The sequence below is a fragment of the Clavibacter phaseoli genome (genome assembly GCF_021922925.1).
GTDB lineage: Bacteria > Actinomycetota > Actinomycetes > Actinomycetales > Microbacteriaceae > Clavibacter > Clavibacter phaseoli.
In genome coordinates, this window is the sequence record NZ_CP040786.1 from 176103 (window position 1) to 202840 (window position 26738).

At 72.7% G+C, this 26738-nt stretch carries 27 protein-coding genes and 1 tRNA gene; 15 read left to right on the plus strand and 13 right to left on the minus strand.

What is annotated here, in order from left to right; translation table 11 throughout:
* Positions 1-56 precede the first annotated feature (56 nt).
* Positions 57-710 (minus strand): phosphate signaling complex protein PhoU, encoded by a 654-nt coding sequence (phoU, locus tag FGI33_RS00830; protein ID WP_012039182.1) that lies wholly within the window; start codon positions 708-710, stop codon positions 57-59.
* A 205-nt stretch (positions 711-915) separates the two neighbouring features.
* Between phoU and FGI33_RS00835 the strand changes: the two genes are divergently transcribed.
* Positions 916-2079 carry a sensor histidine kinase gene (locus FGI33_RS00835; protein ID WP_119434806.1) on the plus strand — a complete coding sequence of 388 codons (1164 nt, stop codon included), beginning with the start codon at positions 916-918 and terminating at the stop codon, positions 2077-2079.
* Positions 2076-2756, plus strand: a complete 681-nt coding sequence (locus FGI33_RS00840; RefSeq protein ID WP_119434805.1) for a response regulator transcription factor — start codon at positions 2076-2078, stop codon at positions 2754-2756. The genes FGI33_RS00835 and FGI33_RS00840 overlap by 4 nt, the downstream gene beginning before the upstream one ends.
* An 85-nt stretch (positions 2757-2841) precedes the next feature.
* On the opposite strand, the gene FGI33_RS00845 is transcribed toward FGI33_RS00840, so the two are convergent.
* Complete coding sequence (locus FGI33_RS00845) at positions 2842-3408, minus strand: hypothetical protein (protein ID WP_119434804.1); 567 nt, start codon at positions 3406-3408, stop codon at positions 2842-2844.
* A 164-nt stretch (positions 3409-3572) separates the two neighbouring features.
* On the opposite strand from FGI33_RS00845, the gene FGI33_RS00850 reads away from it, so the two are divergent.
* The 4 genes from FGI33_RS00850 to rlmB all read left to right on the plus strand — a co-directional run bounded on the left by FGI33_RS00850 (position 3573) and on the right by rlmB (position 7929).
* Positions 3573-4055 (plus strand): CarD family transcriptional regulator, encoded by a 483-nt coding sequence (locus FGI33_RS00850; RefSeq protein ID WP_012039178.1) that lies wholly within the window; start codon positions 3573-3575, stop codon positions 4053-4055.
* A 43-nt stretch (positions 4056-4098) separates the two neighbouring features.
* Positions 4099-5331: a 2-C-methyl-D-erythritol 4-phosphate cytidylyltransferase gene (gene ispD, locus FGI33_RS00855; RefSeq protein WP_237582119.1), complete on the plus strand. Its 1233-nt coding sequence runs from the start codon at positions 4099-4101 to the stop codon at positions 5329-5331.
* A gap of 83 nt (positions 5332-5414) precedes the next feature.
* On the plus strand, positions 5415-6869 hold the full coding sequence (cysS, locus tag FGI33_RS00860; protein ID WP_237582120.1) for a cysteine--tRNA ligase: 1455 nt from the start codon (positions 5415-5417) through the stop codon (positions 6867-6869).
* Positions 6859-7929: a 23S rRNA (guanosine(2251)-2'-O)-methyltransferase RlmB gene (gene rlmB, locus FGI33_RS00865; RefSeq protein ID WP_204585678.1), complete on the plus strand. Its 1071-nt coding sequence runs from the start codon at positions 6859-6861 to the stop codon at positions 7927-7929. Before cysS ends, rlmB begins: the two co-directional genes overlap by 11 nt.
* 71 nt (positions 7930-8000) lie before the next feature.
* Here rlmB and FGI33_RS00870 read toward each other — a convergent pair whose 3' ends face one another.
* Positions 8001-9305: a DUF4032 domain-containing protein gene (locus FGI33_RS00870; RefSeq protein ID WP_119434017.1), complete on the minus strand. Its 1305-nt coding sequence runs from the start codon at positions 9303-9305 to the stop codon at positions 8001-8003.
* A 101-nt stretch (positions 9306-9406) separates the two neighbouring features.
* The gene (locus FGI33_RS00875) at positions 9407-10507 is read right to left on the minus strand and encodes an ABC transporter ATP-binding protein (RefSeq protein WP_012039173.1); all 1101 of its coding nucleotides are present in this window, start codon (positions 10505-10507) and stop codon (positions 9407-9409) included.
* 316 nt (positions 10508-10823) lie between these two features.
* Between FGI33_RS00875 and FGI33_RS00880 the strand changes: the two genes are divergently transcribed.
* Both FGI33_RS00880 and FGI33_RS00885 read left to right on the plus strand, forming a co-directional pair.
* Positions 10824-11729, plus strand: coding sequence for a DsbA family protein (locus FGI33_RS00880; RefSeq protein WP_119434019.1), 906 nt, complete (start codon positions 10824-10826; stop codon positions 11727-11729).
* A gap of 41 nt (positions 11730-11770) precedes the next feature.
* Positions 11771-11843 (plus strand) — tRNA-Thr (locus FGI33_RS00885).
* Between the two features lie 15 nt (positions 11844-11858).
* Here FGI33_RS00885 and FGI33_RS00890 read toward each other — a convergent pair.
* Positions 11859-12461 carry a nitroreductase family protein gene (locus tag FGI33_RS00890; RefSeq protein WP_119434023.1) on the minus strand — a complete coding sequence of 201 codons (603 nt, stop codon included), beginning with the start codon at positions 12459-12461 and terminating at the stop codon, positions 11859-11861.
* A 5-nt stretch (positions 12462-12466) separates the two neighbouring features.
* Complete coding sequence (gene msrB / locus FGI33_RS00895) at positions 12467-12868, minus strand: peptide-methionine (R)-S-oxide reductase MsrB (RefSeq protein WP_012039170.1); 402 nt, start codon at positions 12866-12868, stop codon at positions 12467-12469.
* A 224-nt stretch (positions 12869-13092) separates the two neighbouring features.
* Between msrB and FGI33_RS00900 the strand changes: the two genes are divergently transcribed.
* The 4 genes from FGI33_RS00900 to groL all read left to right on the plus strand — a co-directional run bounded on the left by FGI33_RS00900 (position 13093) and on the right by groL (position 16287).
* Entirely contained in the window at positions 13093-13422 is a 330-nt protein-coding gene (locus FGI33_RS00900) for a DUF3263 domain-containing protein (RefSeq protein ID WP_119434020.1), read from the plus strand.
* Between the two features lie 33 nt (positions 13423-13455).
* Positions 13456-14028 carry a LytR C-terminal domain-containing protein gene (locus FGI33_RS00905; RefSeq protein ID WP_119434021.1) on the plus strand — a complete coding sequence of 191 codons (573 nt, stop codon included), beginning with the start codon at positions 13456-13458 and terminating at the stop codon, positions 14026-14028.
* A gap of 228 nt (positions 14029-14256) precedes the next feature.
* Positions 14257-14475: a cold-shock protein gene (locus FGI33_RS00910; RefSeq protein WP_012039167.1), complete on the plus strand. Its 219-nt coding sequence runs from the start codon at positions 14257-14259 to the stop codon at positions 14473-14475.
* Positions 14476-14667: 192 nt separating this feature from the next.
* Positions 14668-16287, plus strand: a complete 1620-nt coding sequence (gene groL / locus FGI33_RS00915; protein WP_012039166.1) for a chaperonin GroEL — start codon at positions 14668-14670, stop codon at positions 16285-16287.
* A 129-nt stretch (positions 16288-16416) separates the two neighbouring features.
* Here groL and FGI33_RS00920 read toward each other — a convergent pair whose 3' ends face one another.
* The 6 genes from FGI33_RS00920 to FGI33_RS00945 all read right to left on the minus strand — a co-directional run bounded on the left by FGI33_RS00920 (position 16417) and on the right by FGI33_RS00945 (position 23233).
* On the minus strand, positions 16417-16707 hold the full coding sequence (locus FGI33_RS00920; protein WP_119401499.1) for a WXG100 family type VII secretion target: 291 nt from the start codon (positions 16705-16707) through the stop codon (positions 16417-16419).
* A gap of 46 nt (positions 16708-16753) precedes the next feature.
* Positions 16754-18514 carry a sensor histidine kinase gene (locus FGI33_RS00925; RefSeq protein ID WP_119434022.1) on the minus strand — a complete coding sequence of 587 codons (1761 nt, stop codon included), beginning with the start codon at positions 18512-18514 and terminating at the stop codon, positions 16754-16756.
* A 123-nt stretch (positions 18515-18637) separates the two neighbouring features.
* The gene (locus FGI33_RS00930; RefSeq protein ID WP_012039163.1) at positions 18638-19330 is read right to left on the minus strand and encodes a response regulator transcription factor; all 693 of its coding nucleotides are present in this window, start codon (positions 19328-19330) and stop codon (positions 18638-18640) included.
* 75 nt (positions 19331-19405) lie between these two features.
* On the minus strand, positions 19406-21046 hold the full coding sequence (locus FGI33_RS00935) for a DNA repair helicase XPB (RefSeq protein WP_119401501.1): 1641 nt from the start codon (positions 21044-21046) through the stop codon (positions 19406-19408).
* A 20-nt stretch (positions 21047-21066) separates the two neighbouring features.
* Entirely contained in the window at positions 21067-22953 is a 1887-nt protein-coding gene (locus FGI33_RS00940) for a helicase-associated domain-containing protein (protein WP_237582121.1), read from the minus strand.
* A 10-nt stretch (positions 22954-22963) separates the two neighbouring features.
* On the minus strand, positions 22964-23233 hold the full coding sequence (locus FGI33_RS00945; protein WP_119434485.1) for a hypothetical protein: 270 nt from the start codon (positions 23231-23233) through the stop codon (positions 22964-22966).
* Between the two features lie 156 nt (positions 23234-23389).
* Between FGI33_RS00945 and FGI33_RS00950 the strand changes: the two genes are divergently transcribed.
* Together FGI33_RS00950 and FGI33_RS00955 are read left to right on the plus strand one after the other, a co-directional pair.
* Positions 23390-23773 carry a cold-shock protein gene (locus FGI33_RS00950; RefSeq protein ID WP_119401855.1) on the plus strand — a complete coding sequence of 128 codons (384 nt, stop codon included), beginning with the start codon at positions 23390-23392 and terminating at the stop codon, positions 23771-23773.
* Positions 23766-24434 carry a DUF3027 domain-containing protein gene (locus FGI33_RS00955; RefSeq protein WP_119434484.1) on the plus strand — a complete coding sequence of 223 codons (669 nt, stop codon included), beginning with the start codon at positions 23766-23768 and terminating at the stop codon, positions 24432-24434. Before FGI33_RS00950 ends, FGI33_RS00955 begins: the two co-directional genes overlap by 8 nt.
* A gap of 72 nt (positions 24435-24506) precedes the next feature.
* Here the strand turns inward: FGI33_RS00955 and serC are convergent, their stop codons facing one another.
* Entirely contained in the window at positions 24507-25625 is a 1119-nt protein-coding gene (gene serC, locus FGI33_RS00960) for a phosphoserine transaminase (RefSeq protein ID WP_119434483.1), read from the minus strand.
* Between the two features lie 110 nt (positions 25626-25735).
* Here serC and FGI33_RS00965 point away from each other — a divergent pair, with 110 nt between their 5' ends.
* Positions 25736-26434: an iron-dependent transcriptional repressor DtxR gene (locus FGI33_RS00965; RefSeq protein ID WP_104235111.1), complete on the plus strand. Its 699-nt coding sequence runs from the start codon at positions 25736-25738 to the stop codon at positions 26432-26434.
* Positions 26435-26738: the final 304 nt, after the last annotated feature.

The window sequence follows — 26738 nt, forward strand, 5'->3', positions numbered from 1 at the left end:
GGCTCTCGTCATGTCACCGCGGTGCGGCGGGCCGGCGCGCGGCCGGCGGACGCGGATCAGGCGTCGGCCTGCACCCAGTCGCCGGTCGCGAGGTACTGCACGGTCTTCGCGATGGACACCGCGTGGTCGGCGAAGCGTTCGTGGTAGCGGCTGGCGAGCGTGGAGTCGACCGTGTCGACGGCCGCGCCCTTCCAGGTCTCGCCGAGCACCTTGTCGAAGACGCTGAGGTGCAGCTCGTCGATGCGGTCATCGTCGTTGCGGATCTCCTCGGCGAGCTTCGGGTCCTCGGTGGTGAGGAGGTCCGTGAGCTTGCGGGCGATGGCCACGTCGAGCTGGCCGAGCTCGAGGAAGGTGGGCCGCAGCGACTTCGGGACCACCTTGTCCGGGAAGCGGTAGCGCGACAGCTGCGCGATGTGCTCGGCGAGGTCGCCCATGCGCTCGAGCGACGCGCTGATGCGGAGCGCGCTCACGACGATGCGCAGGTCGCGGGCGACCGGCTGCTGGCGGGCGAGGATGTTGATCGCGAGCTCGTCGAGGCTCGTGGCGAGCTCGTCGATGCGGCGGTCCTGCTCGATGACGGTCTCGGCGAGGCTGACGTTCGACTCGTTGAACGCGCGGGTGGCGTTCTCGATGGAGATGGCGACGAGCGCGGAGATCTCGATGAGACGCTCCTGGACCTCGTGGAGCTCCTGCTGGAACACTTCGCGCATGGGGGGACGTCCTTTCAGGCCGCCCCGCTGCGAGGGGCGGGGTGGTTCTCGGGCACGGCGGGCCCCGGGTGACGGGCCCACATCCTCCGACTCTGGTCATGCGAGGTTAACGCACGGTGCCGTCGAGCTGAATTCGCGGCCTCGCAGCCCGGATGGCGGGGACATGCGGCCGGGACGGCCCGACGCGGTCTCCTAGTGTGGGCGCATGGACACCGGTGCGTTGGTGCTCGTCTGCCTCCTCATCGGTCTGGCGGTCGGCGCGGGATTCGTGTGGCTGCTGCACCACGCGGCGGACCGCGGCGACCGCGCCGTCGAGATCACGAACCCGGTCGTCCCCGACGGCGTGGACCAGGTGCTCGAGGCGCTCGAGTCGGCCGGCATCGTGCTGGATCCCTCCAACAACGTGATGAAGGCCTCGCCCGGCGCCATCTCCTCCGGGCTCGTGTTCCACCAGGCGCTGGTGCACCCGGAGCTCGTCGCGATGGTCGACCGCGTGCGTCGATCCGGCGAGCCGCTGGCCGAGGAGGTCTCGCTCGCGCGCGGCCCGTTCGGCGCCGCCGAGTTCCAGATGCACGCGCGCGTCGCCCGCCTCGGCACCCGCTACGTGCTCCTGCTCGCGCAGGACCGCACCGAGTCCCACCGCCTCGACCAGGTGCGGCGCGACTTCGTGGCCAACATCAGCCACGAGCTGAAGACCCCCATCGGCGCGGTCGGCCTCCTCGCGGAGGCGCTCGACTCGTGCGCCGACGACGCCGTCCAGGTGCGGCGGTTCGCCGCCCGGCTGACCACGGAGTCGGCCCGGCTCGCGCGCATCACGCAGGAGATCATCGAGCTGTCGCGGCTCGAGGCGTCGAACGCGCTCGAGAAGGCGGAGCCGGTCGACGTCGACCACGTGATCAGCGTCGCGCTCGACCAGGTGCGCCTCGGCGCGGAGCTCCGCGGCATCGAGCTCGCCCGCGGCAAGCGGTCGCGCTCGACCGTGTACGGCGACGAGGCCCTCCTCGTGGTCGCCGTGCACAACCTGCTGAGCAACGCGGTCAACTACTCGCCGGACGGATCGCGGGTCGGCATCGGCGTCATGGTCGACGACGGGGCCGTCGAGGTCGTGGTCACCGACCAGGGCATCGGCATCCCGGAGGACGAGCAGGGCCGGATCTTCGAGCGCTTCTTCCGCGTCGACCAGGCCCGCGCCCGCGACACCGGGGGCACGGGACTCGGGCTCAGCATCGTCAAGCACGTCGTGCAGAATCATGGCGGCGACGTGCGCGTCTGGTCCCGACCCGGCCGCGGCAGCACCTTCACCATCCGCCTCCCCGAGGCATCGCAGACGCCGGCGCTCGCCGGTACGGACATCGGAGAACCCACGTGACACGCATCATGCTCGTCGAGGACGAGGCGTCGCTCAGCGAGCCGCTCGCCTTCCTGCTCCAGCGCGAGGGCTACGAGGTCGACGTCGTCGAGGACGGTCCCGCCGCGGTGGCCGCGTTCGACAGGGACGGCGCCGACCTGATCCTGCTCGACCTCATGCTCCCGGGCCTCCCCGGCACGGAGGTGTGCCGGGAGATCCGCACGCGCTCGGCCGTGCCGATCATCATGCTGACCGCCAAGGACTCCGAGGTGGACATCGTGGTGGGCCTCGAGCTCGGCGCCGACGACTACGTGACGAAGCCGTACTCGACGCGCGAGCTGCTGGCGCGGATCCGCGCGGTGCTGCGCCGCCGCGTGGAGGTCGACGACGAGCCGCTCAACGTGCTCGAGGTCGGCGCCGTGCGCATGGACGTCGAGCGGCACACGGTCGAGGTCGACGGCCGCGAGATCGCCATGCCGCTCAAGGAGTTCGAGCTGCTCGAGCTCCTGCTCCGGAACGCGGGGCGCGTGCTCACGCGCGGCCAGCTCATCGACCGGGTGTGGGGTTCCGACTACTTCGGCGACACCAAGACGCTCGACGTGCACATCAAGCGGATCCGCTCCAAGATCGAGCGCGAGCCGTCCGACCCCGTGCTCCTCGTCACCGTCCGCGGGCTGGGCTACCGCTTCGAGGCGTAGGCCGCCTGACGGCCCGCACGACGAAGGCCCCGCCCCCCTGAGGGGCGGGGCCTTCGTCGTGCGGGCCGCGAGCGGGACCGGCGGGCTAGTTCGTGCTGTCCCCGAGGCCCTCGTCGCCCTCGGTCGTGCCGGGGGTCGTGGTGACGGTGGTGTCCGGGGTGGAGCCGGTCTCGCCGGGGACCAGGTTCGTGTAGGTCTCCTGGTCGCCGTTGAGCACGGGGACGTCCATCTCGACGCCCTCGGCGTCGCCGTACTGGATGTAGATCTTGGTGAGCGAGCCCGGCGTCGGGTCGACCGAGTCGAAGGTGATGCGCTGGGAGTCCTCGGCGCCGAACTTGGTGAGGCCGGGGGCCGCCGTGACGGTGCGCGTCTCGCGGTCCGCGCTGCCCTCGGTGAGCTCGTGCTGGAACGCGACGCGCTGGCTGGCGCCGGAGTTGTTGACGAGCGTGACGACCAGGCTCGCGCCGGCCGCCGAGTCGCCGTCGGTGAGGAGGATGGCGTTCCGCACCTCGACGTCGCCGACCGTGGCGTCGAAGCCGTCGCTCGGGAAGTAGGAGATCTGCGTGGCCTGGGGCGTGATGAATGTGCACGACGACGTGCCGACCGCGATCAGGGCCGCGAGGACGATGGACGATGCGGTACGCGCTCTCACGGGACCCTCCGGTTGTCGCGCGGGCCGGCGCCGGGGCGTCCGGAGGCGTCCGCGCTGGATCAGCTGACCCGCTCAGCCTACGGGATCACGTGGCGCCCGGCCGCCCGGGAGCGCGCGGGACCCGGCTGGTATCCTGGAGATCACGTCCATAGAACGGGGAACCCATGCTCTTCGAGGTCGGCGAGACCGTCGTGTACCCGCATCACGGTGCCGCGACCATCATCGAGGTGAAGAAGCGCGTCATCCGGGGCGAGGAGAAGCTCTACCTCAAGCTCGACGTCAACCAGGGCGGGCTGCAGATCGAGGTGCCCGCGGAGAACGTCGACATGGTCGGCGTCCGCGACGTCATCGGGCGCGAGGGCGTCGAGAGCGTGTTCGCGGTCCTGCGCGCCGAGTTCACCGAGGAGCCCACGAACTGGTCGAGGCGCTACAAGGCGAACCTCGAGAAGCTCGCGTCGGGCGACGTGCTGAAGGTGGCCGAGGTCGTGCGCGACCTGTGGCGCCGCAACCAGGACCGCGGCCTGTCCGCCGGCGAGAAGAGCATGCTGCAGAAGGCCCGCGGCATCCTCGTGGGCGAGCTCGCCCTCGCGGAGAAGACGGACGAGGAGCACGCGTCCACGCTGCTCGACGAGGTCCTCGCCTCCTGACCCGCGCGGCGTCGGCGCGCGTCGCTGCCGGTAGCCTGACCGCATGAGCCACGACCCCGTCGCCCCGTCCTCCCGCGCGATCCCGGACGGCGCGGCGGACGGGCCGCGGCTCGGCGTCGTCGTCGTGGCCGCGGGCAGCGGCACGCGCCTGGGCGCGGGGATCCCGAAGGCGCTCGTCGAGGTCGGCGGCGCCACGCTGCTCGCCCGCTCCCTGTCCGCGGCGCTCGGGCTCGCGGAGGAGGCGCACGTCGTCGTCGTCGCGCCCGACACGCACCTGGCCGAGACGACCGCGGTCGTCGACGCCGTCGCGGGCGTGGCACGCGCATCGGTCGCGGTCGTGGTCGGGGGAGCGACCCGGCAGGGATCCGTGAGGGCGGGCCTCGCCGCGCTCGCCGGATCCGTCGACACGGTCCTCGTGCACGACGCCGCCCGCGCGCTCACCCCCACCGCCCTCTTCGCCGCCGTGGCGCACGCCGTCCGCGCGGAGGGCGCCGGCGTCGTCCCCGGCCTGCCCGTCACCGACACCGTCAAGCGCGTGGATCCGGCGGGGGAGTGCCTCGGCACCGTCGACCGCAGCGACCTCGTCGGGGTCCAGACCCCGCAGGGCTTCCCGCGGGCCGCCCTCGACGCCGCGTACGAGCGGGCCGGCGCCGAGCACACGGACGACGCGGCCCTCTTCCAGGCGTCGGGCGGCCGCGTCCGCGTGATCCCCGGCGACGCGCTCGCCTTCAAGGTCACCACCGCGTGGGACCTCCGCCGCGCCGAGGAGCTCGTCGCCAGGGACGCGGGCGCGGGATCCGCCGCCTCCCGCCTCCGCTCGGGCATCGGCACGGACGTCCACGCGGTCGACGCCACGCAGCCGCTCTGGCTCGCCGGCCTGCACTGGCCGGGCGAGGCCGGGCTCGCGGGCCACAGCGACGGCGACGCGGTGAGCCACGCGATGTGCGACGCGCTCCTCTCCGCCGCGGGCCTCGGCGACATCGGCGGGATCTTCGGCACCGACGACCCCGAGCTCGACGGCGCGCACGGCGAGGTCTTCCTGCGACGGACCGCGGAGCTCGTGCGCGGCGCGGGCTACCGTGTCGTCAACGTCGCCGTGCAGGTCATGGCCGTCCGCCCGAAGCTGTCGCCGCGGCGGGCCGAGGCGGAGCGGATCCTCTCGGCCGCCGTGGGCGCGCCCGTCTCGCTGGCCGGCACCACCACGGACGGCCTCGGCTTCACGGGGCGCGGCGACGGCGTCGCGGCGGTCGCGACGGCCCTCGTCGAGCGCGTCTGACCGCGCCGTCGCGGCGGCCGTCCCGCGCCGTCCCGGCCCGTCATCCGACGGGGCCGCGGATGCGCGCTGACTAGGATCTGTGTGTGACCCTGCGCCTCCATGACTCCCGGACGCAGTCCCTGCGGGACTTCGTGCCGCTCGTCGACGGCAGGGTCGGCATCTACGTCTGCGGTCCCACGGTGCAGTCCGCGCCGCACATCGGCCACCTCCGGAGCGCGCTGGCGTACGACCAGCTGCGCCGCTGGCTCGCGTACCGCGGGCTCGACGTCACGCTCGTGCGCAACGTCACCGACATCGACGACAAGGTCATCGACAACGCCCGTCGGGGTCAGGAGGCCGGCGGCACCGAGGAGTGGTGGGCGCTCGCCTACCGCGTCGAGCTCGAGTTCTCGCGCGCGTACGCGGCCCTCGGGATCCTCCCGCCCAGCTACGAGCCGCGCGCGACCGCGAGCATCGGCGAGATGCAGGAGATCATCCGGCGGCTCGTCGAGCGCGGCCACGCGTACGCGGCCGACGACGGATCCGGCGACGTCTACTTCGACACCGCGTCCTGGCCCGAGTACGGCGAGCTCACGCGGCAGCGCGCCGCCGACATGGAGGCCGCCGCCGACGCCGATCCGCGCGCCAAGCGCGACGTGCGCGACTTCGCCCTCTGGAAGGGCGCGAAGCCCGGCGAGCCCGCGAGCGCGTCCTGGCCGTCCCCGTGGGGAGCCGGCCGCCCCGGGTGGCACATCGAGTGCTCCGCCATGTCCACGCGCTACCTCGGCGCCGAGTTCGACATCCACGGCGGCGGTCTCGACCTGCGCTTCCCGCACCACGAGAACGAGCTCGCGCAGTCGCGGGCGGCGGGGGATCCGTTCGCCCGGTACTGGCTGCACAACGGCCTCGTCGCCGTGGCCGGCCAGAAGATGAGCAAGTCGCTCGGCAACTCGCTCTTCGCCGCCGACCTGCTCGCCTCCGCGCGGCCGGTCGTGGTCCGCTACTTCCTCGGCTCCGCGCACTACCGCTCGACCCTCGAGTTCCACGACGGGGCCCTCGCCGAGGCCGAGGCCGCGCTCGACCGCATCGAGACGTTCCTCGACCGCAGCGCGCGCCGCCTCGCCGGCACGCGATTCCAGGCCGCGCCCGCGGCGGCCGACGGCTCGCCCGCGGCCGTGCCGCAGGAGTTCGCCGAGGCGATGGACGACGACCTCAGCGTCCCGCAGGCGCTCGCCGTGCTGCACGACGCCGTCCGCGCGGGCAACGCCGCCCTCGACGCCGGCGACCTCCAGGAGGCCGCGTCGCTGCGCGCCGACGTCTCCGCGATGGTGGCCGTGCTCGGGATCGACCCGCTGGCCGACGAGTGGCGCACCGCGTCCGACCAGCCCGCGCGCCGTGCGCTGCAGGCGCTGGTGGAGCACCGGATCGCCGAGCGACAGACCGCGCGGGAGGCCAGGGACTTCGCCCTCGCCGACCGCATCAGACAGGAGCTGGCCGAGGCCGGCATCACGATAGAGGACTCGCCTGGCGGGTCGCATTGGAGCATCGATGGCGAATAAGCCCAGCCGCTCAGGCGCGGTACGGAAGACCAAGAAGGGCCCGCTCAAGGGATCCGGAGGGCAGGGCAGGCAGGCCCTCGAGGGCAAGAAGCCCACGCCCAAGGCCGAGGACCGGCCGTACCACCCCGCCGGCAAGCGCAAGCTCGCGAAGGACCGGTACGAGGCGGCGTCCGCGGGCGCCAACCGCGGCCGTGACGAGCGCGCCGAGCGCTCCGCCGCGCCCCGATCCGCGGCGCCGCGCGCCCGCGCGACCGACCGGCCCGCCGGCGCGGACGCCCCGCGCGCCCGCCGCGCGAAGCAGCAGGACGAGTCCGAGGTCGTCACCGGCCGCAACTCGGTCGTCGAGGCGCTCCGGGCCAAGATCCCCGCGACCGCGCTCTACATCGCGTCGCGCATCGAGTACGACGACCGCGTCAAGGAGGTGCTGTCGCTCGCCACCGGGCGCGGGATCCCCGTGCTCGAGGTCATGCGCCCCGAGCTCGACCGCATCGCCGGCCACGACTCCGTGCACCAGGGCCTCGCGCTCAAGGTGCCGCCGTACGAGTACGCGGACGCGATCGAGCTGCTCGACAAGACGATCTCGCGCGGCCAGGTGCCGCTCCTGGTCGCCCTCGACGGCATCACCGACCCGCGGAACCTGGGCGCGATCATCCGCTCGGTCGCCGCGTTCGGCGGCCACGGCGTCATCGTGCCGCAGCGCCGCTCCGTCGGCCTCACCGCGAGCGCGTGGAAGACCTCGGCCGGCGCCGCGGCGCGCACGCCCGTCGCCATGGCGTCGAACCTCACCCAGACGCTGAAGGCGCTCAAGCAGCGCGGCGTCTTCGTGGTCGGGCTCGACGGCGGCGGCGACATGTCGCTGCACGAGTTCACGCTGGCCGACCGGCCGATCGTGGTCGTCGTCGGATCCGAGGGCAAGGGCCTGTCGCGCCTCGTCACCGAGACGTGCGACACCGTGGTCTCCATCCCCATCGGCGCCTCGACCGAGTCGCTCAACGCCGGCATCGCCGCGAGCGTCACGCTCTACGAGATCGGCAAGCTGCGGGCCGCCAAGCGCGCGTAGCTCGCCGCACGCAGGAGGAGCCGGGACCCATGGGGTCCCGGCTCCTCCTGCATCTGCCCTGGAGCCGCCGGTCAGACCTTCGTGCGCCAGTCCTCCGCGGCCTCGGCCTCGGTGATCGGGACGTCCGACTCGTCCTCGATGACGCCGATCGACTCGGTCGGCGGGTCGATGACGGTCGCCTCGTCGCGCCGGTGGCGGAGGATGTCCTGCACGTACGCGGTCACGGCCTCGGCGAGCGGGATGTCCCGGCTCAGCTTCTGCGACATGTACCAGCGGTGCTCGAGCAGCTGGTGGAAGACCTCGGCCGGCTCGAGCTTGCCGCGGAGGTCGCGGGGGATCGCCCGCACGACGGGCTCGAACACGCGCGCGAGCCACTCGTGCGCGACCATCTCCTCGTCGAGGTCCTGCTTGTCGAACGTCGCCGTGTACGAGTCGAGGTCGTTGAGCAGGCGGCGCGCCTGGTTCTCCTGCGCGTCCACGCCGGTGAGGCGCAGCAGCCGGCGCTGGTGGTGGCCGGCGTCGACGACCTTGGGCTGGATCCGCACCTGCGAGCCCTCCGCGGTCGTGCGGATCGCGAGCTCCTCGATGTCGAAGCCGAGGTCGTTGAGGCGGTCGACGCGCTCGTTGATGCGCCAGCGCTCCGACGTCGGGAACTCCTCGCGGCCGGTGAGCTCCTTCCAGAGCGTGCGGTACTGCGCGACGATGCGCGTGCTGGTCTCGAGCGGGTCGAGCCCCTCCTCGATGCGGCCGCCGGCCTCGAGGTCCATGAGCTCGCCGGCGATGTTGACGCGCGCGATCTCGAGGTCGTTCTCGCGCTGCCCGTTGGAGAGGCCGCCGTTGAAGAGCTTGCCGGTCTCCGCGTCCACCAGGTAGGCGGCGAACGCGCCCGCGTCGCGGCGGAAGAGCGTGTTGGAGAGCGAGACGTCGCCCCAGAAGAAGCCGATCATGTGCAGCCGCACGAGCAGCACGGCCAGGGCGTCCACGAGGCGCGTCGCCGTGTCCGGCCGCAGCTGCTGCGAGAAGAGCGCCCGGTAGGGGAGCGAGAACTTGAGGTGCCGCGTGACGAGCACCGACTTGAGCGGCTCGCCGTCCTCGTCCGTGCGGTTCGTGATCACGGCCACGGGCTCCACGCACGGGATCTCGAGCCGCTGCAGCGTCCGCAGCATGTCGTACTCGCCGCGGGCCATCTCGTCCGTCGTCTCCTTGATGGCGATGACGTAGCCGGAGAGGTTCGCGAAGCGCACGAGGTGCCGCGAGATGCCCTTCGGGAGCGTCGCGATGGCCGAGGAGGGCCACTCGTCGAGCGGCAGCTGCCACGGAAGGTCGAGGAGCGCGGGATCGACCGTCGCCGAGGTGATGTTCAGGGATCCGGCCATGCTGCGACCCTACCCGACCGCGGAAACGCCGCTGCCGCGGCCCCCGGCGCTCCCGGTGAGGGGAGCGTGGGGACCGCGGCAGCGGCGGTGGAGAGGCTCGATCAGCTCGCGGCGACCGGCGCGTTGAGGCGGAGGCCGCTCTCGGCGTCGAAGGCGTGGAGGTGGCCGGGCTGCGGCGTGATGAAGACGGTGTCGCCGGCGTTCGGGTGCAGGCGGCCGTCGACGCGCGCGACGAGGTCCGTGCGCTTGCCCTCGATGTCGGTGTGGCCGTAGAGGTAGCCGTCCGCGCCGAGCTCCTCGACGAGGTCGACCGTGACCGAGAGGCCCTGGCCCTGCGAGGTGCTGACGACGACGTCCTCGGGGCGCACGCCGATGGTGACGGATCCGCCGGTGGCGTTGGTGAGCACGTCGCGCTCGACCGGGACCACGGCGGTGCCGAACTGCACGCCGCCATCGACGACGTTCGCGGTGAAGAGGTTCATCGCGGGCGAGCCGATGAAGCCGGCCACGAAGACGTTCTGCGGCTTCTCGTACAGGTCGCGCGGGGTGCCGACCTGCTGGAGGACGCCGTCCTTGAGGACCGCGATGCGGTCGCCCATGGTGAGGGCCTCGGTCTGGTCGTGCGTGACGTAGACCGTGGTGACGCCGAGGCGGCGCTGGAGCGACGCGATCTGCGTGCGGGTCTGGACGCGGAGCTTGGCGTCGAGGTTCGACAGCGGCTCGTCCATGAGGAACACCTGCGGCTGGCGCACGATGGCGCGGCCCATGGCGACGCGCTGGCGCTGGCCGCCGGAGAGGGCCTTGGGCTTGCGGCTGAGGTAGGGCTCGAGGTCGAGGAGCTTGGCCGCCTCGAGGACGCGGGTGGCGCGCTCGTCCTTGCCGACGCCCGCGATCTTGAGCGCGAAGCCCATGTTCTCGGCGACCGTCATGTGCGGGTACAGCGCGTAGTTCTGGAAGACCATGGCGATGTCGCGGTCCTTCGGCGGGACGTCCGTGACGTTGCGGTCGCCGATGAAGATGTTGCCGTCGTTGACCTCCTCGAGGCCCGCGAGCATGCGGAGGGTGGTCGACTTGCCGCAGCCGGACGGGCCGACGAGGACGAGGAACTCGCCGTCGGCGACCTCCAGGTCGATCTGGTCGACCGCGGGGCGCGTCGAGCCCGGGTACAGGCGCGTGGCCTTGTCGAAAGTTACAGATGCCATTTCGGTGTTCTCCTTCACGGGCAGGTACGTGCCCGACGATCCGTGGTGATGGATGTGATGCTCATGGCTCATCGCTGTGGGCGACGACGACCACCCGATGAGTATTGCACGGGGGCCCGAGGTCGGGAAGCCCGGCATGATGCGGATCGGCGGCTATTCCCCACCCGGGGACAGGGTGCCGCGGCCCTGTATCGTCTCCTGCGGCGTCGTCCCCGCGCCCGCCGCGTTGGCGCTTTCCCAGACTGGCCGCCTAGAGTCCTGAGGTCGTCCGGGAGCCCGCCCGCACCCGACTCCCCCATCCCCTGAGCGAGGATCCATGAGCAGCACGCCGCCCGCGCACGAACCGCACGGCGGTCACCGACGACGCCGCGAGGCCGCGCGCGAGAAGGCGCGGCTCAACCGGATGAAGCAGCGCCGCCGGGATGTGTTCGGCCGCTACGCCATCCGCGGCGGCATCGCCGCGGCTCTGATCGCGGTCGTCGTGGTGGTGGGCCTCGTCGTCGTCCAGGGCGCCCGGCCGGCGGGACCCGGCCCCCAGAACATGGCGAGCGACGGCATCCTCATCGGCAAGGACCTCGCCGCGGTCCCCACGCAGGCCCTCGACCCCGAGCAGGATCCGGTGCCCACCGAGTCCGAGGCCGCCGGCGTCGCCCACATCCGCGTCTACGTCGACTACCTCTGCACCGCGTGCAAGGAGTTCCAGGACACCAACGGCGCGCAGATGGAGGGCTGGCTCCAGTCGGGCGCCGCCACCGTCGAGATCCACCCCGTCGCCATCCTCACCAGCAAGTCGCAGGCCTACTCGATGCGGGCGGCCAACGCCGCCGCGTGCGTGGCCGACTCCGCTCCCGACGACTTCTGGGCGTTCAACTCCGCCCTCTTCGCGGAGCAGCCGGCCGAGCAGAGCACGGGCCTCAGCGACGACCGCATCGTCGAGCTCGCGGGGCAGGCGGGCGCCGGATCCTCCGACGTGGCGAAGTGCGTCTCCGACCAGCGCTTCCAGTCGTGGGTGAACGCCGCGACCGATCGCGTCCTCGACGGCGAGATCCCCGACTCGAACGTCGAGAAGGTCGTGGGCGCGCCCATCATCGTCGTCGGCGACCGCCAGTACACGGGTCAGCCCGACGACGCGAAGGCGTTCGCGGCGTTCGTGCTCCAGGCCGCCGGCCAGGACGCGACGACGACGCCCGCGCCGTCCGAGACGCCGACGACCGCGCCGTAGCGCTGCTCGTATGATGGATCGACGGTCCGCGAGGTCCGTCGGCCGGCCTGGCGCAATTGGTAGCGCACCGCACTTGTAATGCGGCGGTTACGGGTTCGAGTCCCGTGGCCGGCTCTCCACGCTGCGACCTCAGTCGAGGACGGTGATCATCCGCTCGCCGTCCGCGGTCGACCGCGGGCCCTTGTCGTAGGCCGCGACGTCGCCGACGTAGAGCCAGCCGAGGAGGTCCTCTCCGTCGATCAGGCCGTGCATCCGTCGCACCGCGTCGCTGCGGGTCAGTCCCCCGGTGCGCCAGAACACGCCCCAGCCCCGCTCCTCGAGCAGCAGCGTGAGGGCGTGCGCGACACCGGCGGCGACCGCCTCCTGCTCCCAGTCCGGCACCTTGCGGCTCGGGGTGAGGCAGACGACCACGGCGACGAGCAGGCTCGCGCGGTGGGTCTTCTTGCGGTGCTTGCCGGATCCGGGATCGCCCGCCGCCTCGTCCATCGCGGCGCCGAGGCGGTCGCGCGCGCCCCCGCGGATCTCGATGACCCGCCAGGGCCGGAGCCCGCCGTGGTCGGCGAGCCGGGAGGCGGCCTCGACGAGCGGGACGAGCTCCTCGTGCGTCGGAGCGGCCTCGCCCACGGACGAGCGCGAGCGCCGACCGCGGAGCGCCTCCAGCACGGGTCCGCCGTGCGCGGGGGTGCCGGGCCCGGACGGGTCGGCGGCGCCGCCCGCCCGATGCCGCGGCACGTCGGTCACTCCGCGGTGCGGAACGACATGGAGACCGAGTTCATGCAGAACCGGTCGCCGGTGGGGGTCTGCGGCGCGTCGTCGAAGACGTGCCCGAGGTGCGAACCGCAGCGGGCGCAGACGACCTCGACGCGCTTCATGCCGAGGCTCGTGTCCGTGTACAGCTTGACGGCGTCGCTCTCCTTGGGCGCGTAGAAGCTCGGCCACCCGCAGTGCGAGTCAAACTTGGTGTCGCTCGTGAAGAGCTCGGCGCCACAGGCCTTGCACCCGTAGACGCCGGTGCGCTCCTCGTCCAGCAGCTCGCCGGTCCAGGGGCGCTCGGTGGCCTGCTGGCGCAGCACCGCGTACTCCTCCGGGGAGAGCTCCTGGCGCCACTCGTCGTCGGTCTTCTCGATCTCGTAGGCCATGTGCGGGTCCTTTCTCGCTGGTCGATCCTAGGGGCGGCGTCCCAGCGCGCCTCCATGGTCAACCGCAGCGGGGCCCCGTCGATTCCTGCATGCGGGGGAGGATCCCGTCCGGGAGGCCGGCGCTCCGGCGGGCGCATCGCGTTGCACGGACACCCCGGGGAGCTGCGCGGGGCGCTCAGCGAGCCGCACCTAGTATGTGGGGAATGTCGGGGAAGGAGCATGCCGTGGACCAGCGCGATGCCCGCTCCGCGACCGCCCCGACGGCCGGGCAGCACCCGGCGGTCGAGCTCGACGAACGCGGGCGCGCGGTCCTCGACTTCGAGCGGGACTGGACGCGTCACGCAGGGGCGAAGGAGGAGGCCATCCGCCAGGCCTTCGGCCTCTCCGCCACGCGCTACTACCAGCTGCTCGGATCCCTGCTCGAGACGCGCCAGGCCCTCGCCTACGACCCTCTGCTCGTCGGGCGCCTCCTGCGCCTCCGCGAGACCCGCGCCGCCGCCCGTGCGGCCCGAGCCCTCCCCACCGGTCTCCCGCACCGCCCGACCGCACGCTGACCCCGCGCCCCACCGAGGAGACACGAGACCCGCATGCCCTCCCACGCTCCCGACCGCTTCGACGACGTCCCCGGCGACCTGAGCCGCGTGGGCGCGCATCGCGCGCCCCGTCCGAGGCACCACCGCTTCCGCGCCTTCGCCTGGGCGGCCCTCGCGACCGGCCTCCTCGTCGGCCTCGGCGTCGTCGGCCTCTTCGTGATCGACGACCGGGTGTCGTTCACGGACATCATCCCGAGCGGCGGGTCGTCCGAGGAGGCGGCGCCCACGGAGGCGCCGACCGCGGCTCCCACCGCGGTGCCCGGCATGGTCGTGACGGTCCTCAACGGCACGAGGACCTCGGGTCTCTCCGCCCGAGCCGCGACCGCGCTCCAGGATGCGGGCTGGGCCATCGCGTCGCGGCTGAACGCCAGCTCCACCGACATCGCCACCACCACCGTCTACTACTACGACGCCGCGGACGAGGGCGCCGCCCGCGGCTTGGCGGCGGAGCTGGGCGTGGGGGACGTGGCGCAGTCCGAGCAGTTCCGTCCGGCGGCCGGCACCTCGGCGGCACAGTCGGCGAAGCTGACGGCCGTCCTCGGCGCCGACTACGCCGCCGAGGGCTGATCCGCCTCCGCCTCTTCCCGCCTACCCGTGGCCGTGGCCGTGGAGTAACCCGACGGGGCGCCGCCGGCCCTGTCTAGGGTGCTGCCTGGTCGCACGCCCGCCGCGTACCAGGTGCTGCGCGCCGTACGTCCCGAGGGCGTGGCGCGGGGTCGATGCAGGGCTCCGCGGCCGACCCGGGGGTGGCGGCACCGCGCTCCCGACACCGCGCATTCGCACATGGAGAAGCACATGGCCAACGGCACCGTGAAGTGGTTCAACGGGGAGAAGGGGTTCGGGTTCATCACCGTGGACGCCGTCGAGGGCGGTCCTGCCCAGCAGGACGTCTTCGTCCACTACTCGGCGATCGAGATGTCCGGCTACAAGGTCCTGGAGGAGGGGCAGCGCGTCGCCTTCGAGATCGGGCAGGGCTCCAAGGGCCTGCAGGCCGAGAACGTCACGCTGGCCTAGCGAGCCGCCCACCGCCGCGACGCCGCCGCCCGTCCGGGCGGCGTCGTCGTCGTGCTCCCGCGGGGTCGCCGCCTGTGAGCGGCTCGCTTGCACTCCCGTAGGGCGAGTGCCAGAATCGTCCCTGGCACTCCCTCACGGGGAGTGCTAGACGACTGCCTTTTTCCTGACGTCCGGGAGGGACGAGAGATACACATGGCTAAGATCATCGCTTTTGACGAAGAAGCCCGCCGCGGCCTCGAGCGCGGCCTGAACATCCTGGCCGACGCGGTCCGCGTGACCCTCGGCCCGCGTGGCCGCAACGTCGTCCTCGAGAAGAAGTGGGGCGCCCCCACCATCACGAACGACGGCGTGTCCATCGCCAAGGAGATCGAGCTCGACGACCCGTTCGAGAAGATCGGCGCGGAGCTCGTCAAGGAGGTCGCCAAGAAGACCGACGACGTCGCCGGTGACGGCACGACCACCGCGACAGTCCTCGCGCAGGCCCTGGTCCGCGAGGGCCTCCGCAACGTCGCCGCGGGCGCCGACCCCATCAGCCTCAAGCGCGGCATCGAGAAGGCCGTCGCGGCCGTCACGGAGGAGCTCAAGGCCGCCGCGAAGGAGATCGAGACCAAGGAGGAGATCGCCGCCACCGCGTCCATCTCCGCCGGCGACTCCACCATCGGCGCGATCATCGCCGAGGCGATCGACAAGGTCGGCAAGGAGGGCGTCGTCACCGTCGAGGAGTCCAACACCTTCGGCACCGAGCTCGAGCTCACCGAGGGCATGCGCTTCGACAAGGGCTACCTGTCGCAGTACTTCGTCACCGACCCCGAGCGCCAGGAGGCCGTGTTCGAGGACGCGTACATCCTGATCGTCAACTCGAAGATCTCGAACATCAAGGACCTGCTGCCGATCGTCGACAAGGTCATCCAGTCGGGCAAGCAGCTCCTCATCATCGCGGAGGACGTCGACGGCGAGGCCCTGGCCACGCTCGTCGTGAACAAGATCCGCGGCATCTTCAAGTCGGTCGCCGTCAAGGCCCCCGGCTTCGGCGACCGCCGCAAGGCGCAGCTGCAGGACATCGCCATCCTCACCGGTGGCCAGGTCATCGCCGAGGAGGTCGGCCTCAAGCTCGAGAACGTCACCCTCGACCTGCTCGGCACGGCCCGCAAGGTCGTCATCACGAAGGACGAGACCACGATCGTCGAGGGCGGCGGAGACGCCACCGAGATCGCGGCCCGCGTGCAGCAGATCCGCAACGAGATCGGCAACACGGACAGCGACTACGACCGCGAGAAGCTCCAGGAGCGCCTCGCGAAGCTGGCTGGCGGCGTGGCCGTCATCAAGGCCGGCGCCGCGACCGAGGTGGAGCTCAAGGAGCGCAAGCACCGCATCGAGGACGCCGTCCGCAACGCGAAGGCCGCCGTCGAGGAGGGCATCGTCGCTGGTGGTGGCGTCGCCCTCATCCAGGCCGGCAAGCTCGCCTTCGAGAAGCTCCAGCTCGAGGGCGACGAGGCGACGGGCGCGAACATCGTCCGCGTCGCGGTCGACGCTCCGCTCAAGCAGATCGCCCTCAACGCGGGCCTCGAGCCCGGCGTCGTGGCCGAGCGCGTCCGCAACCTGCCCTCGGGTCACGGCCTCAACGCCGCCACGGGCGAGTACGTCGACATGCTCGCCGCGGGGATCAACGACCCGGTGAAGGTCACGCGCTCGGCTCTGCTGAACGCCGCGTCCATCGCCGGCCTGTTCCTCACGACCGAGGCGGTCGTCGCCGACAAGCCCGAGAAGAACCCGGCCCCGGCCGGCGACCCCACGGGTGGCATGGACTTCTAGTCCGACCGGGCCGAAGCGGGAGCGCTCCGGCCCAGCAGCACGACCAGCACGACGAAGCGGGCGGTCCCTCACGGGGCCGCCCGCTTCGTCGTGCGCGGCACCGCGCGGGAAGGCGGCCGCCGGACCGCCCTAGTGGGCGAACATGCGGGCGTTGCCCTCCTCCACCTCCGCGTACTGCCGGGCGGCGGATCCCAGCGCCTGGTTGATGCTCGCCAGAGCCTCCTCGACGCGCTGCTGCGTCCCCTTCCACTCCGCGACCACGCCCTGGAACGCCGTCGCGGCGCTGCCGGACCACGACCCCTGCAGGTCGGCGAGCTGGCCGTGCAGCCCCGCGACCTCCGCCTGGATGCGGCCGATGCTGCCCTGGACGGCCGCGGTGGCCGACAGGACGGCCTCGCTGTCCACCTGGTACCTCGTCATGCGTCTCCTCCTTCTCGTCGTCGGACGGGCGGAGGCTACGCGGCGGTCAGGACGCGGGGGCTGCCGGAGCGCCGGCGGTGGGGGTCGCGGGGTTCTCGGAGCTGGGGAGGAGGGGCAGGATCACGCGGAAGGTCGCGCCGCCGCCCTCGGTCTCGACGACGTCGACCCGGCCGCGGTGCGCCGCGACGATGGCCGACACGATGGCGAGGCCGAGCCCGCTGCCGCCCGTCTCCCGGGTGCGCGACGTGTCGGCGCGCCAGAAGCGCTGGAAGATCTTCTCCCGGATCTGCGGGGGCACGCCGTCCCCGTGGTCGCGGACCTCGATGCGGGCTTCCCGCGCGGCCTCGTCCACGACGGTGGCGAGCTCGATCGGGCTGCCCGCGGGCGTGAAGCGCACCGCGTTGCCGATGAGGTTCGTCACCACCTGCCGGATCTTGTTCTCCTCCGCGGACACCATCGCGAAGCCCTCGGCGGGCACCCGGGCGTCGTCGTCGCCGGGACGGGCGGGAGCGAGGGCGTCCGTGGCGGTCTCGCCGGGACGGCGCGAGCGACGGGAGCGGAACCGGGACAGCGTGGCCCCGGCGAAGGCGATGGGTCCGGTCACGTCGTTGCCCGTCACCGCCCCCGTGCCACGGAGCGCCTCCGGTGGCATCTCCTGCGTGGGCTCCAGGCCGTCGGCGTCGAGGATCGGGCCGACGGGGTTGACGAGCACGGGCGGGAGCGCCGTCACGGTGCGGGTCTGGGAGGACGCCATCGCGTCGAGCGCCGCGTCGCGGGCGATCGGGTAGAGGTCGACGGGCGCGAGCTGCAGCGGCTTGGTCTCGTCCAGGCGCGCGAGCTCTAGGAGGTCCTCGACCAGGCCGCCCATCCGGATGGCCTCCTTCTCGATGCGCTCCATCGCCTGCGAGACGTCCTCGGGCGTCTGCAGCGCCCCCATCCGGTACAGCTCGGCGTAGCCGCGCACCGAGACCAGCGGCGTTCGGAGCTCGTGGCTGGCGTCGCCGACGAAGCGCCGCATCTGGTCGATGGTCTTCGCGCGGTCGGCGAAGGCGCGGTCGATCCGACTGAGCATCATGTTGAGGGAGCGGTTGAGCCGCCCGACCTCGGTGTTCGGCGTCGCGCCCCCGAGGCGCTGGCCGAAGTCGCCGCCCGCGATGGCGGCCGCGGTGCGCTCGACCTCGCGCAGGGGGCCGAACGTGCTGGTCACCAGCATGCGGGTGACCGCGGCGCCGAGGACGACGACGGCGAGGCCGAAGCTCGCGAAGATCACGATGTACGTGGCGACGAGGTCGTCGACCTGCTCGAGCGGACGGGCGACGACGAGCGTCGAGTACTCCATGGCGTCCGGCGAGGCGTTCTGCGAGACACGGACGATGCCGTGCCACGCCTTCTTGCCGGAGTTGTCCGAGAAGACGACGATCTCGTTGTTGATCTGGGAGGCCCGCGCCAGGTCGAGGCCGAAGACGCGCGGGTGCTCGGCGGAGTCGCCCGACCAGTTGTCGGCGAGGACGTCGCCCTGGGCGTCGAGGAGGACCACGAACCAGGCGGGATCGGCGGTCGCCACGTCGTCCTGCGTGAACGTGTCCGGCATCGTGGCGTCGGTGTTGAGCACCTTCGGGAGCTGCGTGATCGTGACCCGGAGCTGCGCGTCGAGCTGGCTCACCATCTGCTGCCGCAGCAGGTACATGGTGCCGGCGCCGGAGACGAGGAGGCCCAGCAGGAGCAGGAGCACCGTGACGCTCGTGATCTTGGTGCGCAGGGAGACGTTGTTCCACTTCTCCGACACGTAGTCGTGCACTGGACGCACCTCGTGTTCCCGTCTCGCTGACCTGAGTCACGAGGATAGGCGACCCAGCATGTGCGAACGGCCGAGCGCTGGGGGAGCGACCGGCCGTCCGGGTGGCGCGGACCCCTCAGGGGTCCGGAGGGCTCAGGACTTGGCGGCCTTGAGCATGTAGCCGAAGCCGCGCTTGGTCTGGATGACCGGCTCCGAGGAGTGCTGGTCGAGCTTGCGCCGCAGGTAGGAGATGTAGGACTCGACGATGCCGGCGTCGCCGTTGAAGTCGTACTCCCACACGTGGTCGAGGATCTGGGCCTTCGACAGGACGCGGTTGGGGTTGAGCATCAGGTAGCGCAGGAGCTTGAACTCGGTGGGGCTGAGCTCGATGGGCTCCTCGCCGACGAGGACCTCGTGAGTGTCCTGGTCCATGGTGAGCTCGCCCGCGCGGATGATCGCGTCCTCGTCCGCGTGCATGGTGCGGCGCAGGATCGCCTTGATGCGCGCGACGATCTCGTCGAGGCTGAACGGCTTCGTGACGTAGTCGTCGCCGCCCACGGTGAGGCCGGTGATCTTGTCCTCGGTGTCGTCCTTCGCCGTGAGGAAGAGGATGGGGGCCGTGTACCCGGCCGCGCGGAGGCGCTTGGTGACGCCGAAGCCGTTCATGTCGGGCAGCATCACGTCGAGGATGATGAGGTCGGGCTCCTCCTCGAGGACGGCCGAGATGGCCTGGGCGCCGTTGCCGACGGCGCGGACCGCGAACCCGGCGAACCGGAGGCTCGTGGTCAGCAGGTCGCGGATGTTGGGCTCGTCATCGACGATAAGGATCTTCGGGCCATCGCTCATGGGATGAAGTATCTGCGCGCTCGCTGGGAGCCACCTGGATGCACGGAACAGGCCGTGGCTGGCGTCCTGCCCCGGTCAGGCGGCGATGCCGGCAGCGTCGAGGATCGTGTAGCTGTAGCCCTGCTCCGCGAGGAAGCGCTGGCGGTTCTGCGCGAAGTCCTGGTCGACGGTGTCCCGGGAGACGAGCGTGTAGAAGCTCGCCGACAGGCCCGACGCCTCGGGGCGGAGCAGGCGGCCGAGGCGCTGGGCCTCCTCCTGGCGGGACCCGAACGAGCCGGACACCTGGATCGCGACGGTGGCGTCGGGGAGGTCCACCGAGAAGTTGGCGACCTTGCTGACCACGAGCACCCGCTCCGTGCCGTCGCGGAACGCCTGGTAGAGCCGCTCGCGCTCGGCGACGGGCGTCGCCCCCGTGAGCTTCGGGGCGCCCAGCGCCTCGGCGAGCTCGTCGATCTGCTCCAGGTACTGGCCGATCACGAGGATGCTCTCGCCCCGGTGCCGCTCGACCAGCGCGCGCGTCACGTCGAGCTTGGCGGGCGCGGTGGCGGCGAGGCGGTAGCGCTCGTCGTCCGCGGCCGCGGCGTAGACGAGGCGCTCGTCGTCGGGCAGGTCGATGCGCACCTCGAAGCACTCGGCGGGGGAGATGAAGCCCTGGGCCTCGATCTCCTTCCACGGCGCGTCGAACCGCTTCGGGCCGATGAGGCTGAAGACGTCGCCCTCGCGGCCGTCCTCGCGCACGAGCGTGGCCGTGAGGCCGAGGCGGCGGCGGGCCTGGAGGTCCGCGGTCAGCTTGAAGACGGGCGCGGGCAGGAGGTGCACCTCGTCGTAGACGACGAGGCCCCAGTCGAGCGCGTCGAGGAGCGCCAGGTGGGCGTACTCGCCCTTCCTCTTGGCGGTGAGGATCTGGTAGGTCGCGATGGTCACGGGCTTGACCTCGCGGGACTGGCCCGAGTACTCGCCGATCTCGTCCTCGGTGAGCGTGGTGCGCTTCAGCAGCTCGGAGCGCCACTGCCGCGCCGAGACCGTGTTCGTGACGAGGATCAGCGTCGTCGTCTTGGCGCGGGCCATCGCGGCGGCGCCGACGAGCGTCTTGCCCGCGCCGCAGGGGAGGACGACCACGCCGGATCCGCCGTCGAGGAAGTGGTCGACCGCGTCGGTCTGGTAGCCGCGGAGCGTCCAGCCGTCCTCCACGAGCGCCATGTCGTGCGGTGTGCCGGGCGTGTAGCCGGCCAGGTCCTCGGCGGGCCAGCCGATCTTCACGAGCTCCTGCTTGAGCTGTCCGCGCGCCCACGCCTGCACGCGGTAGGTCGTCGCGTCGACGCGCTCGGTGAGCAGCGGCGCGATGCGGCGCGAGCTCGCGACCTCCGAGAGGACCGCGGACTCGGAGCTCGAGATCTGCAGCCCGCCGTCGGCGTCGCGCCCGATGACGAGGCGGCCGTAGCGGCCGACGGTGTCGGTCACGTCCACCGTCACCGACTGCGGCACGGGGAAGCGGGAGTAGCGCTCGAGGGTGGCGAGCATGTCCTCGGCCGTGTGGCCGGCGGCGCGCGCGTTCCAGAGGCCGAGGCGGGTGATCCGGTACGTGTGGATGTGCTCGGGCGCGCGCTCCAGCTCGGCGAACACGGCGAGGTCGTGGCGCGCGTCCTCCGCGTCCGCGTGGGCGACCTCCAGGAGGACGGTGCGGTCGCTCTGGACGATGAGGGGGCCGTCGGGCATGCCCGTCAGCCTAGGCGCGCTCACGCGGGAGCCGGCCCGGGGGAGATCGCGACGACGCTGGACAGGGGCAGCGTGCGCTCGACGTCGGCGACCCGGTCGCGCGCGCGCAGCCGGCCGCCGGCGACGCTGGAGGGCTCGAGCACGTGGTCCACCTCGCGGCCGTCCGGCATGCGGACGCGGACGCGGAGGGCGGCCTTGGCGCGGATCGCCACCTCGAGCTGGCGCGTCGTCCAGGCGGCTCCGTCGTCGGGTCCGTCGGCCGCGCGGACGCGGGCGACGAGCGCGTCCGCCCCGTCGGGTTCGGGATCCCCGGCGGGCCGGGTCGTCGGGGCGGTCCGCGGTGCGGGCGCGATGCGGCGTCCCTCGGCGTCCTCCCGGACGGGAGCGAGCCGGGCGGCCGCGAGCGCGCGCTCGACGGCGTCGGGCGGCGCGGCGGACGTGAGCACCGTGTCGCCCGCGCGCACGAGCCGCAGCGGTGCGAGGTCGCGGTCGACGAGGAGGGTGGCGAGCAGCGGCCCGTCCTCGGAGACGACCGCGGTCCGGGCGTCGGCGGGCGCGTCCGAGGGGGGCGCCGGGCGCACCCGGAGCCGGCCGAAGCGCGCGGAGGCCTCATCGAGGAGGTAGGCGAGGGGCTGGGGGAGGCCGGTGAGCGAGACCTCCGTGAGGAAGGCGCGGATGGCGTCCACGGTGTCGCCCGAGGCGAGCGCGCGCGTGACGGACTCGGCGGAGATCCGGTAGGTCGCGGCCAGTCCCCGGCCCTCCGCGTCGGCGACCCGGAGCAGCCGCGACTCGACGGACGGATCGAGCGGCCCGGGCGAGACGACCGTGAGGTCGTGCTGCAGGTAGACCCGGTCGACCTCGGCGGGCAGGTGCGGGGCGAGCGCGGCGGCCGCGGCAGCGGATCCCCTCGTGAGGAGCGCGCGGCCCGCGGAGCTCGGCACGTCGCCCGTCGTGATGCCGAGGAGGCCGGCGTCGCGCGTGAAGGCGGTGATGCGCTCGCCGATCCACGCGGATCCGCCCGGGAAGCGCCAGAGGACGCTGTCGACGAGCCCCGCTCCCCATGACGCGTCGGCGCGCTCGGCGAGGATGCCGCGGGTCGCGGGGGCCAGCGCGTCCAGCCACGCGGCGGCGAGGGCCTCCCATCGCTCGGCGGTCGGGCGCGCGGACCACGCGGCCGCCGCCGCGGCCGTGGACCAGGTGCGGCCGCTGCGGGCCACGAGCGACGCGCGCTCGGCGAGGGACAGGTGGACGGGGACGTCGTCGAGGTCGGCGCCGAGCGCGGCGGCCAGCCGACGGGCGTCGGGCAGGGACATGCCGCCGCGGCTCAGCTCGCGCGCCGGCTCGCGCGCCAGCTCGTCGACGAGCGCGGCGACGGCGACGACGGAGCGGAAGGCGCTCTCGCCGGCTCGCCGGTCGACCTCGTCGGGGTCGACGCGCGGCACGGCGGCGAGCGGGGCGGGCGGCGCGAGGCGGGCGAGCTCGTCCGTGCCCGGCAGGCCGGCGGCGGGCCAGGCCGCGAGGGCTGCCGCGACCTCGGGATGCGTCGTGACGCCCGCGTCGTCGAGGTCGGCCAGGAGCGTGTCCGCGGCGCGTCCCGCGGCGTCGCCGAGATCCGCCGGGTGCAGCGGCTCCTCGCCCGAGCGGCGGGAGAGCGCGTCGCGGAGCGCGTCCAGGGAGACGGGCCGCGAGGTCGCCCCCTCCTCGGCGGCGACCGCGAGGACGGCCAGCGCCGTGCGGTCGAGCTGCTCCAGGGCGCGCGCGACGGCGTCCGGGGCGAGCAGCGCGTCCGCGAGGTCGAAGAGGTCGGCGATGCGCGCGGCGTCGATCCCGCGGTCGCGCACCAGGGCGGCGAGCGCCGCGTCGTCGAGCGCGCGGAGACGGGCCGCGAGCACGAGGGAGTCGGTCATGGTCGTCCCGCTAGCGGGACGTGCCGTCCATGCGACGTCGGCGCCGGACGCTGATGATCAGGATCGCGATGAAGAGGAGCGCGGCGATGGGGATGCCCACGGCCGGGAGCAGCAGGATGACCTGCCACAGGGGGGTGCTGTACTGCGACGCGTCGACGGCGATGAGCGGCGCCAGCAGGATCGCGAGGATGCTGAGGACGGCGATCAGCAGGATCCCGGCGAGCATGTACGCGAGGATGCGCTCGGCCCGTCCCTCGCTCGGTGCGGTCTCGGATGCCATCCGCTCAGACTACGCCGTGGCACGCGCCCGGGCGCGTCGCGCGGGCGTCGGATGGCCGGTCGTCCTCCTCCGCCACCGGCTCGGCCGGGGTCCCGGCGAATAGACTGGACCGCCCACCAGCACATCGAGCCCCTCGGGGCGAGGGAAGAGGATCGCATGCCCACCGGCAAGGTGAAGTTCTACGACGAGGACAAGGGGTTCGGGTTCATCAGCTCGGACGACGGCCAGGAGGTCTTCCTGCACGCGTCGGCCCTGCCCTCGGGCGTCGCCGGCGTGAAGGCCGGCACCCGGCTCGAGTTCGGCATCGCGGACGGCAAGCGCGGCGCGCAGGCCCTCTCCGCGCGGATCCTCGACGCCCCGCCCTCGCTCGTCCGCATGTCCCGCAAGCCCGCCGACGACATGGCGGTCATCGTCGAGGACCTCGTGAAGGTGCTCGACGGGATCGGCACCGGCCTCAAGCGCGGCCGCTACCCCGACGACGCGCATGGCCGGAAGATCGCGGCGCTGCTGCGCCGGGTCGCGGAGGAGCTCGATGCCTGAGCCGCGGGACGACGAGATGACGACCGTGGACGATGCGCCCGTGGACGCGGCTGACGCGATGGCCGACGACCCGACGTCGGGCGACACGGCGACGGAGGCCGAGGCGCCCCGGGAGCCCGCCGTCCCCGACGCCGAGCTGCTCGCCGCCGTCGACCTGGCGCGCGCGGCGCTGCTCGAGATCACGCCGGCCGAGACCGTCGGCGAGCCGGCCGGCTCGATCGTCGAGGGCGACCGCGTCCTGTCGCTCCTCTTCGCGAACACGATGCCCGGCTACCCCGGCTGGTTCTGGACCGTGACGCTCGCCCGCGTCGACGACGCCGCCCCGACGGTGCTCGAGGCCGAGCTGATGCCCGGCGAGGGCGCCCTGCTCTCGCCCGAGTGGCTGCCGTGGTCCGACCGGCTCGCCGGCATCGAGGCCGACCAGGAGGCCGAGCGCCTCGCGGCGGAGTCCGACGACGACGACGACGAGCACGACGACGACGAGCACGACGACGACGACGATGACGATGACGATGACGACGAGGACGACGACTCCGCGGAGGACGCCGAGGACACGGACGACGTCCTCGACGGCGTCGACTTCGAGGCGCCCGCATCGGACGACGATGACGATGACGACGACGACGACGACGACACGAGCTTCGACGGCGCCGATCGCTGACCCGCATCCCGCATGACGACGGCGGCGGCCCCCGAGGGGACCGCCGCCGTCGTCGTCACCGGGAGGGGCGGGTCAGCCCGCGCCCTGCTCCACCACGAACTCGATGCAGCGCACGAGCGCGCGCACGTCGTCCGGCTCGATGGCCGTGAACGTCGCGACCCGCAGCTGGTTGCGCCCGAGCTTCCGGTACGGCTCGGTGTCGACGACCCCGTTGGCGCGCAGCGTCTTCGCCACGGCCGCTGCGTCGATCGCGTCGACGAAGTCCATGGTCACGACCACCTGCGAGCGGTGCGCGGGATCCGCCACGAACGGCCGCGCGTACTCCACGCGCTCCGCCCACTCGTAGAGGACGGACGACGACTCGCGCGTGCGGGCGTCCGCCCAGGTCAGCCCGCCGGCCCGGTCGATCCAGTCGAGCTGGTCCTCGAGCATGAGGAGCGTGGCGAGGGCCGGGGTGTTCAGCGTCTGGTTGAGGCGGGAGTTGTCGACGGCGTTCTTCAGGCTGAGGAACTCGGGGATCCACCGGCCGGACGCCGCGATGCGCTCCACGCGCTCGAGGGCCGCGGGGGAGAAGAGGGCGAGCCAGACGCCGCCGTCGCTCGCGAGGTTCTTCTGCGGGGCGAAGTAGTAGACGTCCGCCTGGGCCGCGTCGAAGTCGATGCCGCCGGCCGCGCTCGTCGCGTCGACGACCGTGAGCGCCCCCTCGTCGCCGTGGACGCGGGTGACAGGCGCCATGACGCCGGTGGACGTCTCGTTGTGCGGCCACGCGTAGACGTCGACGCCCTCGACCGGGTTCGCGGAGGCGCGGCTGCCGGGCTCGGCGCGGATCACGTCGGGCGCCTCGAGGAACGGCGCGCCCGCCGCGGTCGCGAACTTGCCGCCGAACTCGCCGAACACGAGGTTCTGGCTGCGGCGCTCGATGAGGGAGAAGGCCGCGGCGTCCCAGAACGCGGTCGAGCCGCCGTTGCCCAGGACGACCTCGTAGCCGTCGGGCAGGCGGAACAGCCGCGAGAGCCCGTCGCGCACGCGCCCGACCATGTCCTTCACGGGAGCCTGGCGGTGGGAGGTGCCCAGGATCTGCGCGCCCGCGAGCGCGAGGTGGTCGAGCTGCGCCTGCCGGACCTTGGACGGCCCGCAGCCGAATCGTCCGTCGAGGGGCAGCAGTTCGGTGGGGATCGTCGTGGTCGGCATGCGGCAATGCTAGGGGACCGCCCGCGACCGGCCCCGGCCCCGCGCGCGCTCCCGCGCCGGTCATCCGGCACCCGGGGAAGTAGGCTGGACGCTGGCGCAAGGGAGGCCCGATGACTGATCTCGTGGACACGACGGAGATGTACCTCCGCACCATCCTCGACCTCGAGGAGGAGGCCATCGTCCCCCTGCGGGCGCGCATCTCCGAGCGCCTCGGCCACTCGGGCCCCACCGTCTCGCAGACCGTCGCCCGCATGGAGCGCGACGGCCTCGTCATCGTCAGCGGCGACCGCCACCTCGAGCTCACCCCCGAGGGCCGCAGCAAGGCCGTGCACGTGATGCGCAAGCACCGGCTGGCCGAGCGCCTCCTCAGCGACGTCATCGGGCTCGAGTGGGAGTTCGTCCACGACGAGGCCTGCCGCTGGGAGCACGTGATGAGCGAGCAGGTGGAGCGCAAGATCCTCGACCTCCTCGGCCACCCCACGGAGTCGCCGTACGGCAACCCGATCCCCGGGCTCGACGAGCTGGGCGACTCGCCCGCCGTCGCGTTCATGGCCGGCGTCGTGAGCATCGTCGAGGCGTCGCTCGGCACGACGGAGGACGCCCCCGCGCGCGGCGTGATCCGCCGGCTGGGCGAGCCCGTGCAGTTCGACCCGGAGCTGCTCTCGCAGCTCAAGCAGGCCGGCGTGCTGCCGGGGGCGACCGGATCCTTCTCCCGCGAGGGCGCCTACGTGCTCGTCCGGGTGGACGGCGCGGGGCCGGGGCTCGAGCTCCCGCTCGAGGTCGCCGGGCACATCTTCATCGGGCGCTGATCCCGGCGCGCGTCGTCGTCGGCGACGCGGGCGACGGCGGGCGGATCCCCAGGACCACCCCCGGACGGGGTGCACGGCGGGGGCTCGCCGCTGTCACCGGGGGTTCTGTCCCGCATCCGTCGCGAGGATGACGTCCTCCGTTATGGATTCGTTAGAAATATGGTCCCTCAGGATGACAAACGGGTGCGCGTCCCTTACTCTCGAACAGGCCCGACCGACCACCACAGAGGTTCCGGGCCCGGTGCAGGGCGTCTCGACACCCGTCCCCTGCATGTGTACCCCTCGACGACCTTGGAGGGACGGG

Excerpts from the sequence above, each read along its gene's own strand:
- rlmB (WP_204585678.1), top strand. The coding sequence starts at position 6,859 with ATGGCGAATAAGCCCAGCCGCTCAGGCGCGGTACGGAAGACCAAGAAG.
- FGI33_RS00950 (WP_119401855.1), top strand. The coding sequence starts at position 23,390 with ATGCCCACCGGCAAGGTGAAGTTCTACGACGAGGACAAGGGGTTCGGG.
- FGI33_RS00875 (WP_012039173.1), bottom strand. The coding sequence starts at position 10,507 with ATGGCATCTGTAACTTTCGACAAGGCCACGCGCCTGTACCCGGGCTCG.
- groL (WP_012039166.1), top strand. The coding sequence starts at position 14,668 with ATGGCTAAGATCATCGCTTTTGACGAAGAAGCCCGCCGCGGCCTCGAG.
- serC (WP_119434483.1), bottom strand. The coding sequence starts at position 25,625 with ATGCCGACCACGACGATCCCCACCGAACTGCTGCCCCTCGACGGACGA.
- FGI33_RS00965 (WP_104235111.1), top strand. The coding sequence starts at position 25,736 with ATGACTGATCTCGTGGACACGACGGAGATGTACCTCCGCACCATCCTC.
- phoU (WP_012039182.1), bottom strand. The coding sequence starts at position 710 with ATGCGCGAAGTGTTCCAGCAGGAGCTCCACGAGGTCCAGGAGCGTCTC.
- ispD (WP_237582119.1), top strand. The coding sequence starts at position 4,099 with ATGAGCCACGACCCCGTCGCCCCGTCCTCCCGCGCGATCCCGGACGGC.
- FGI33_RS00945 (WP_119434485.1), bottom strand. The coding sequence starts at position 23,233 with ATGGCATCCGAGACCGCACCGAGCGAGGGACGGGCCGAGCGCATCCTC.
- FGI33_RS00880 (WP_119434019.1), top strand. The coding sequence starts at position 10,824 with ATGAGCAGCACGCCGCCCGCGCACGAACCGCACGGCGGTCACCGACGA.
- FGI33_RS00910 (WP_012039167.1), top strand. The coding sequence starts at position 14,257 with ATGGCCAACGGCACCGTGAAGTGGTTCAACGGGGAGAAGGGGTTCGGG.
- FGI33_RS00955 (WP_119434484.1), top strand. The coding sequence starts at position 23,766 with ATGCCTGAGCCGCGGGACGACGAGATGACGACCGTGGACGATGCGCCC.
- FGI33_RS00905 (WP_119434021.1), top strand. The coding sequence starts at position 13,456 with ATGCCCTCCCACGCTCCCGACCGCTTCGACGACGTCCCCGGCGACCTG.
- FGI33_RS00850 (WP_012039178.1), top strand. The coding sequence starts at position 3,573 with ATGCTCTTCGAGGTCGGCGAGACCGTCGTGTACCCGCATCACGGTGCC.
- msrB (WP_012039170.1), bottom strand. The coding sequence starts at position 12,868 with ATGGCCTACGAGATCGAGAAGACCGACGACGAGTGGCGCCAGGAGCTC.
- FGI33_RS00835 (WP_119434806.1), top strand. The coding sequence starts at position 916 with ATGGACACCGGTGCGTTGGTGCTCGTCTGCCTCCTCATCGGTCTGGCG.
- FGI33_RS00930 (WP_012039163.1), bottom strand. The coding sequence starts at position 19,330 with ATGAGCGATGGCCCGAAGATCCTTATCGTCGATGACGAGCCCAACATC.
- FGI33_RS00940 (WP_237582121.1), bottom strand. The coding sequence starts at position 22,953 with ATGACCGACTCCCTCGTGCTCGCGGCCCGTCTCCGCGCGCTCGACGAC.
- FGI33_RS00935 (WP_119401501.1), bottom strand. The coding sequence starts at position 21,046 with ATGCCCGACGGCCCCCTCATCGTCCAGAGCGACCGCACCGTCCTCCTG.
- FGI33_RS00870 (WP_119434017.1), bottom strand. The coding sequence starts at position 9,305 with ATGGCCGGATCCCTGAACATCACCTCGGCGACGGTCGATCCCGCGCTC.
- FGI33_RS00920 (WP_119401499.1), bottom strand. The coding sequence starts at position 16,707 with ATGACGAGGTACCAGGTGGACAGCGAGGCCGTCCTGTCGGCCACCGCG.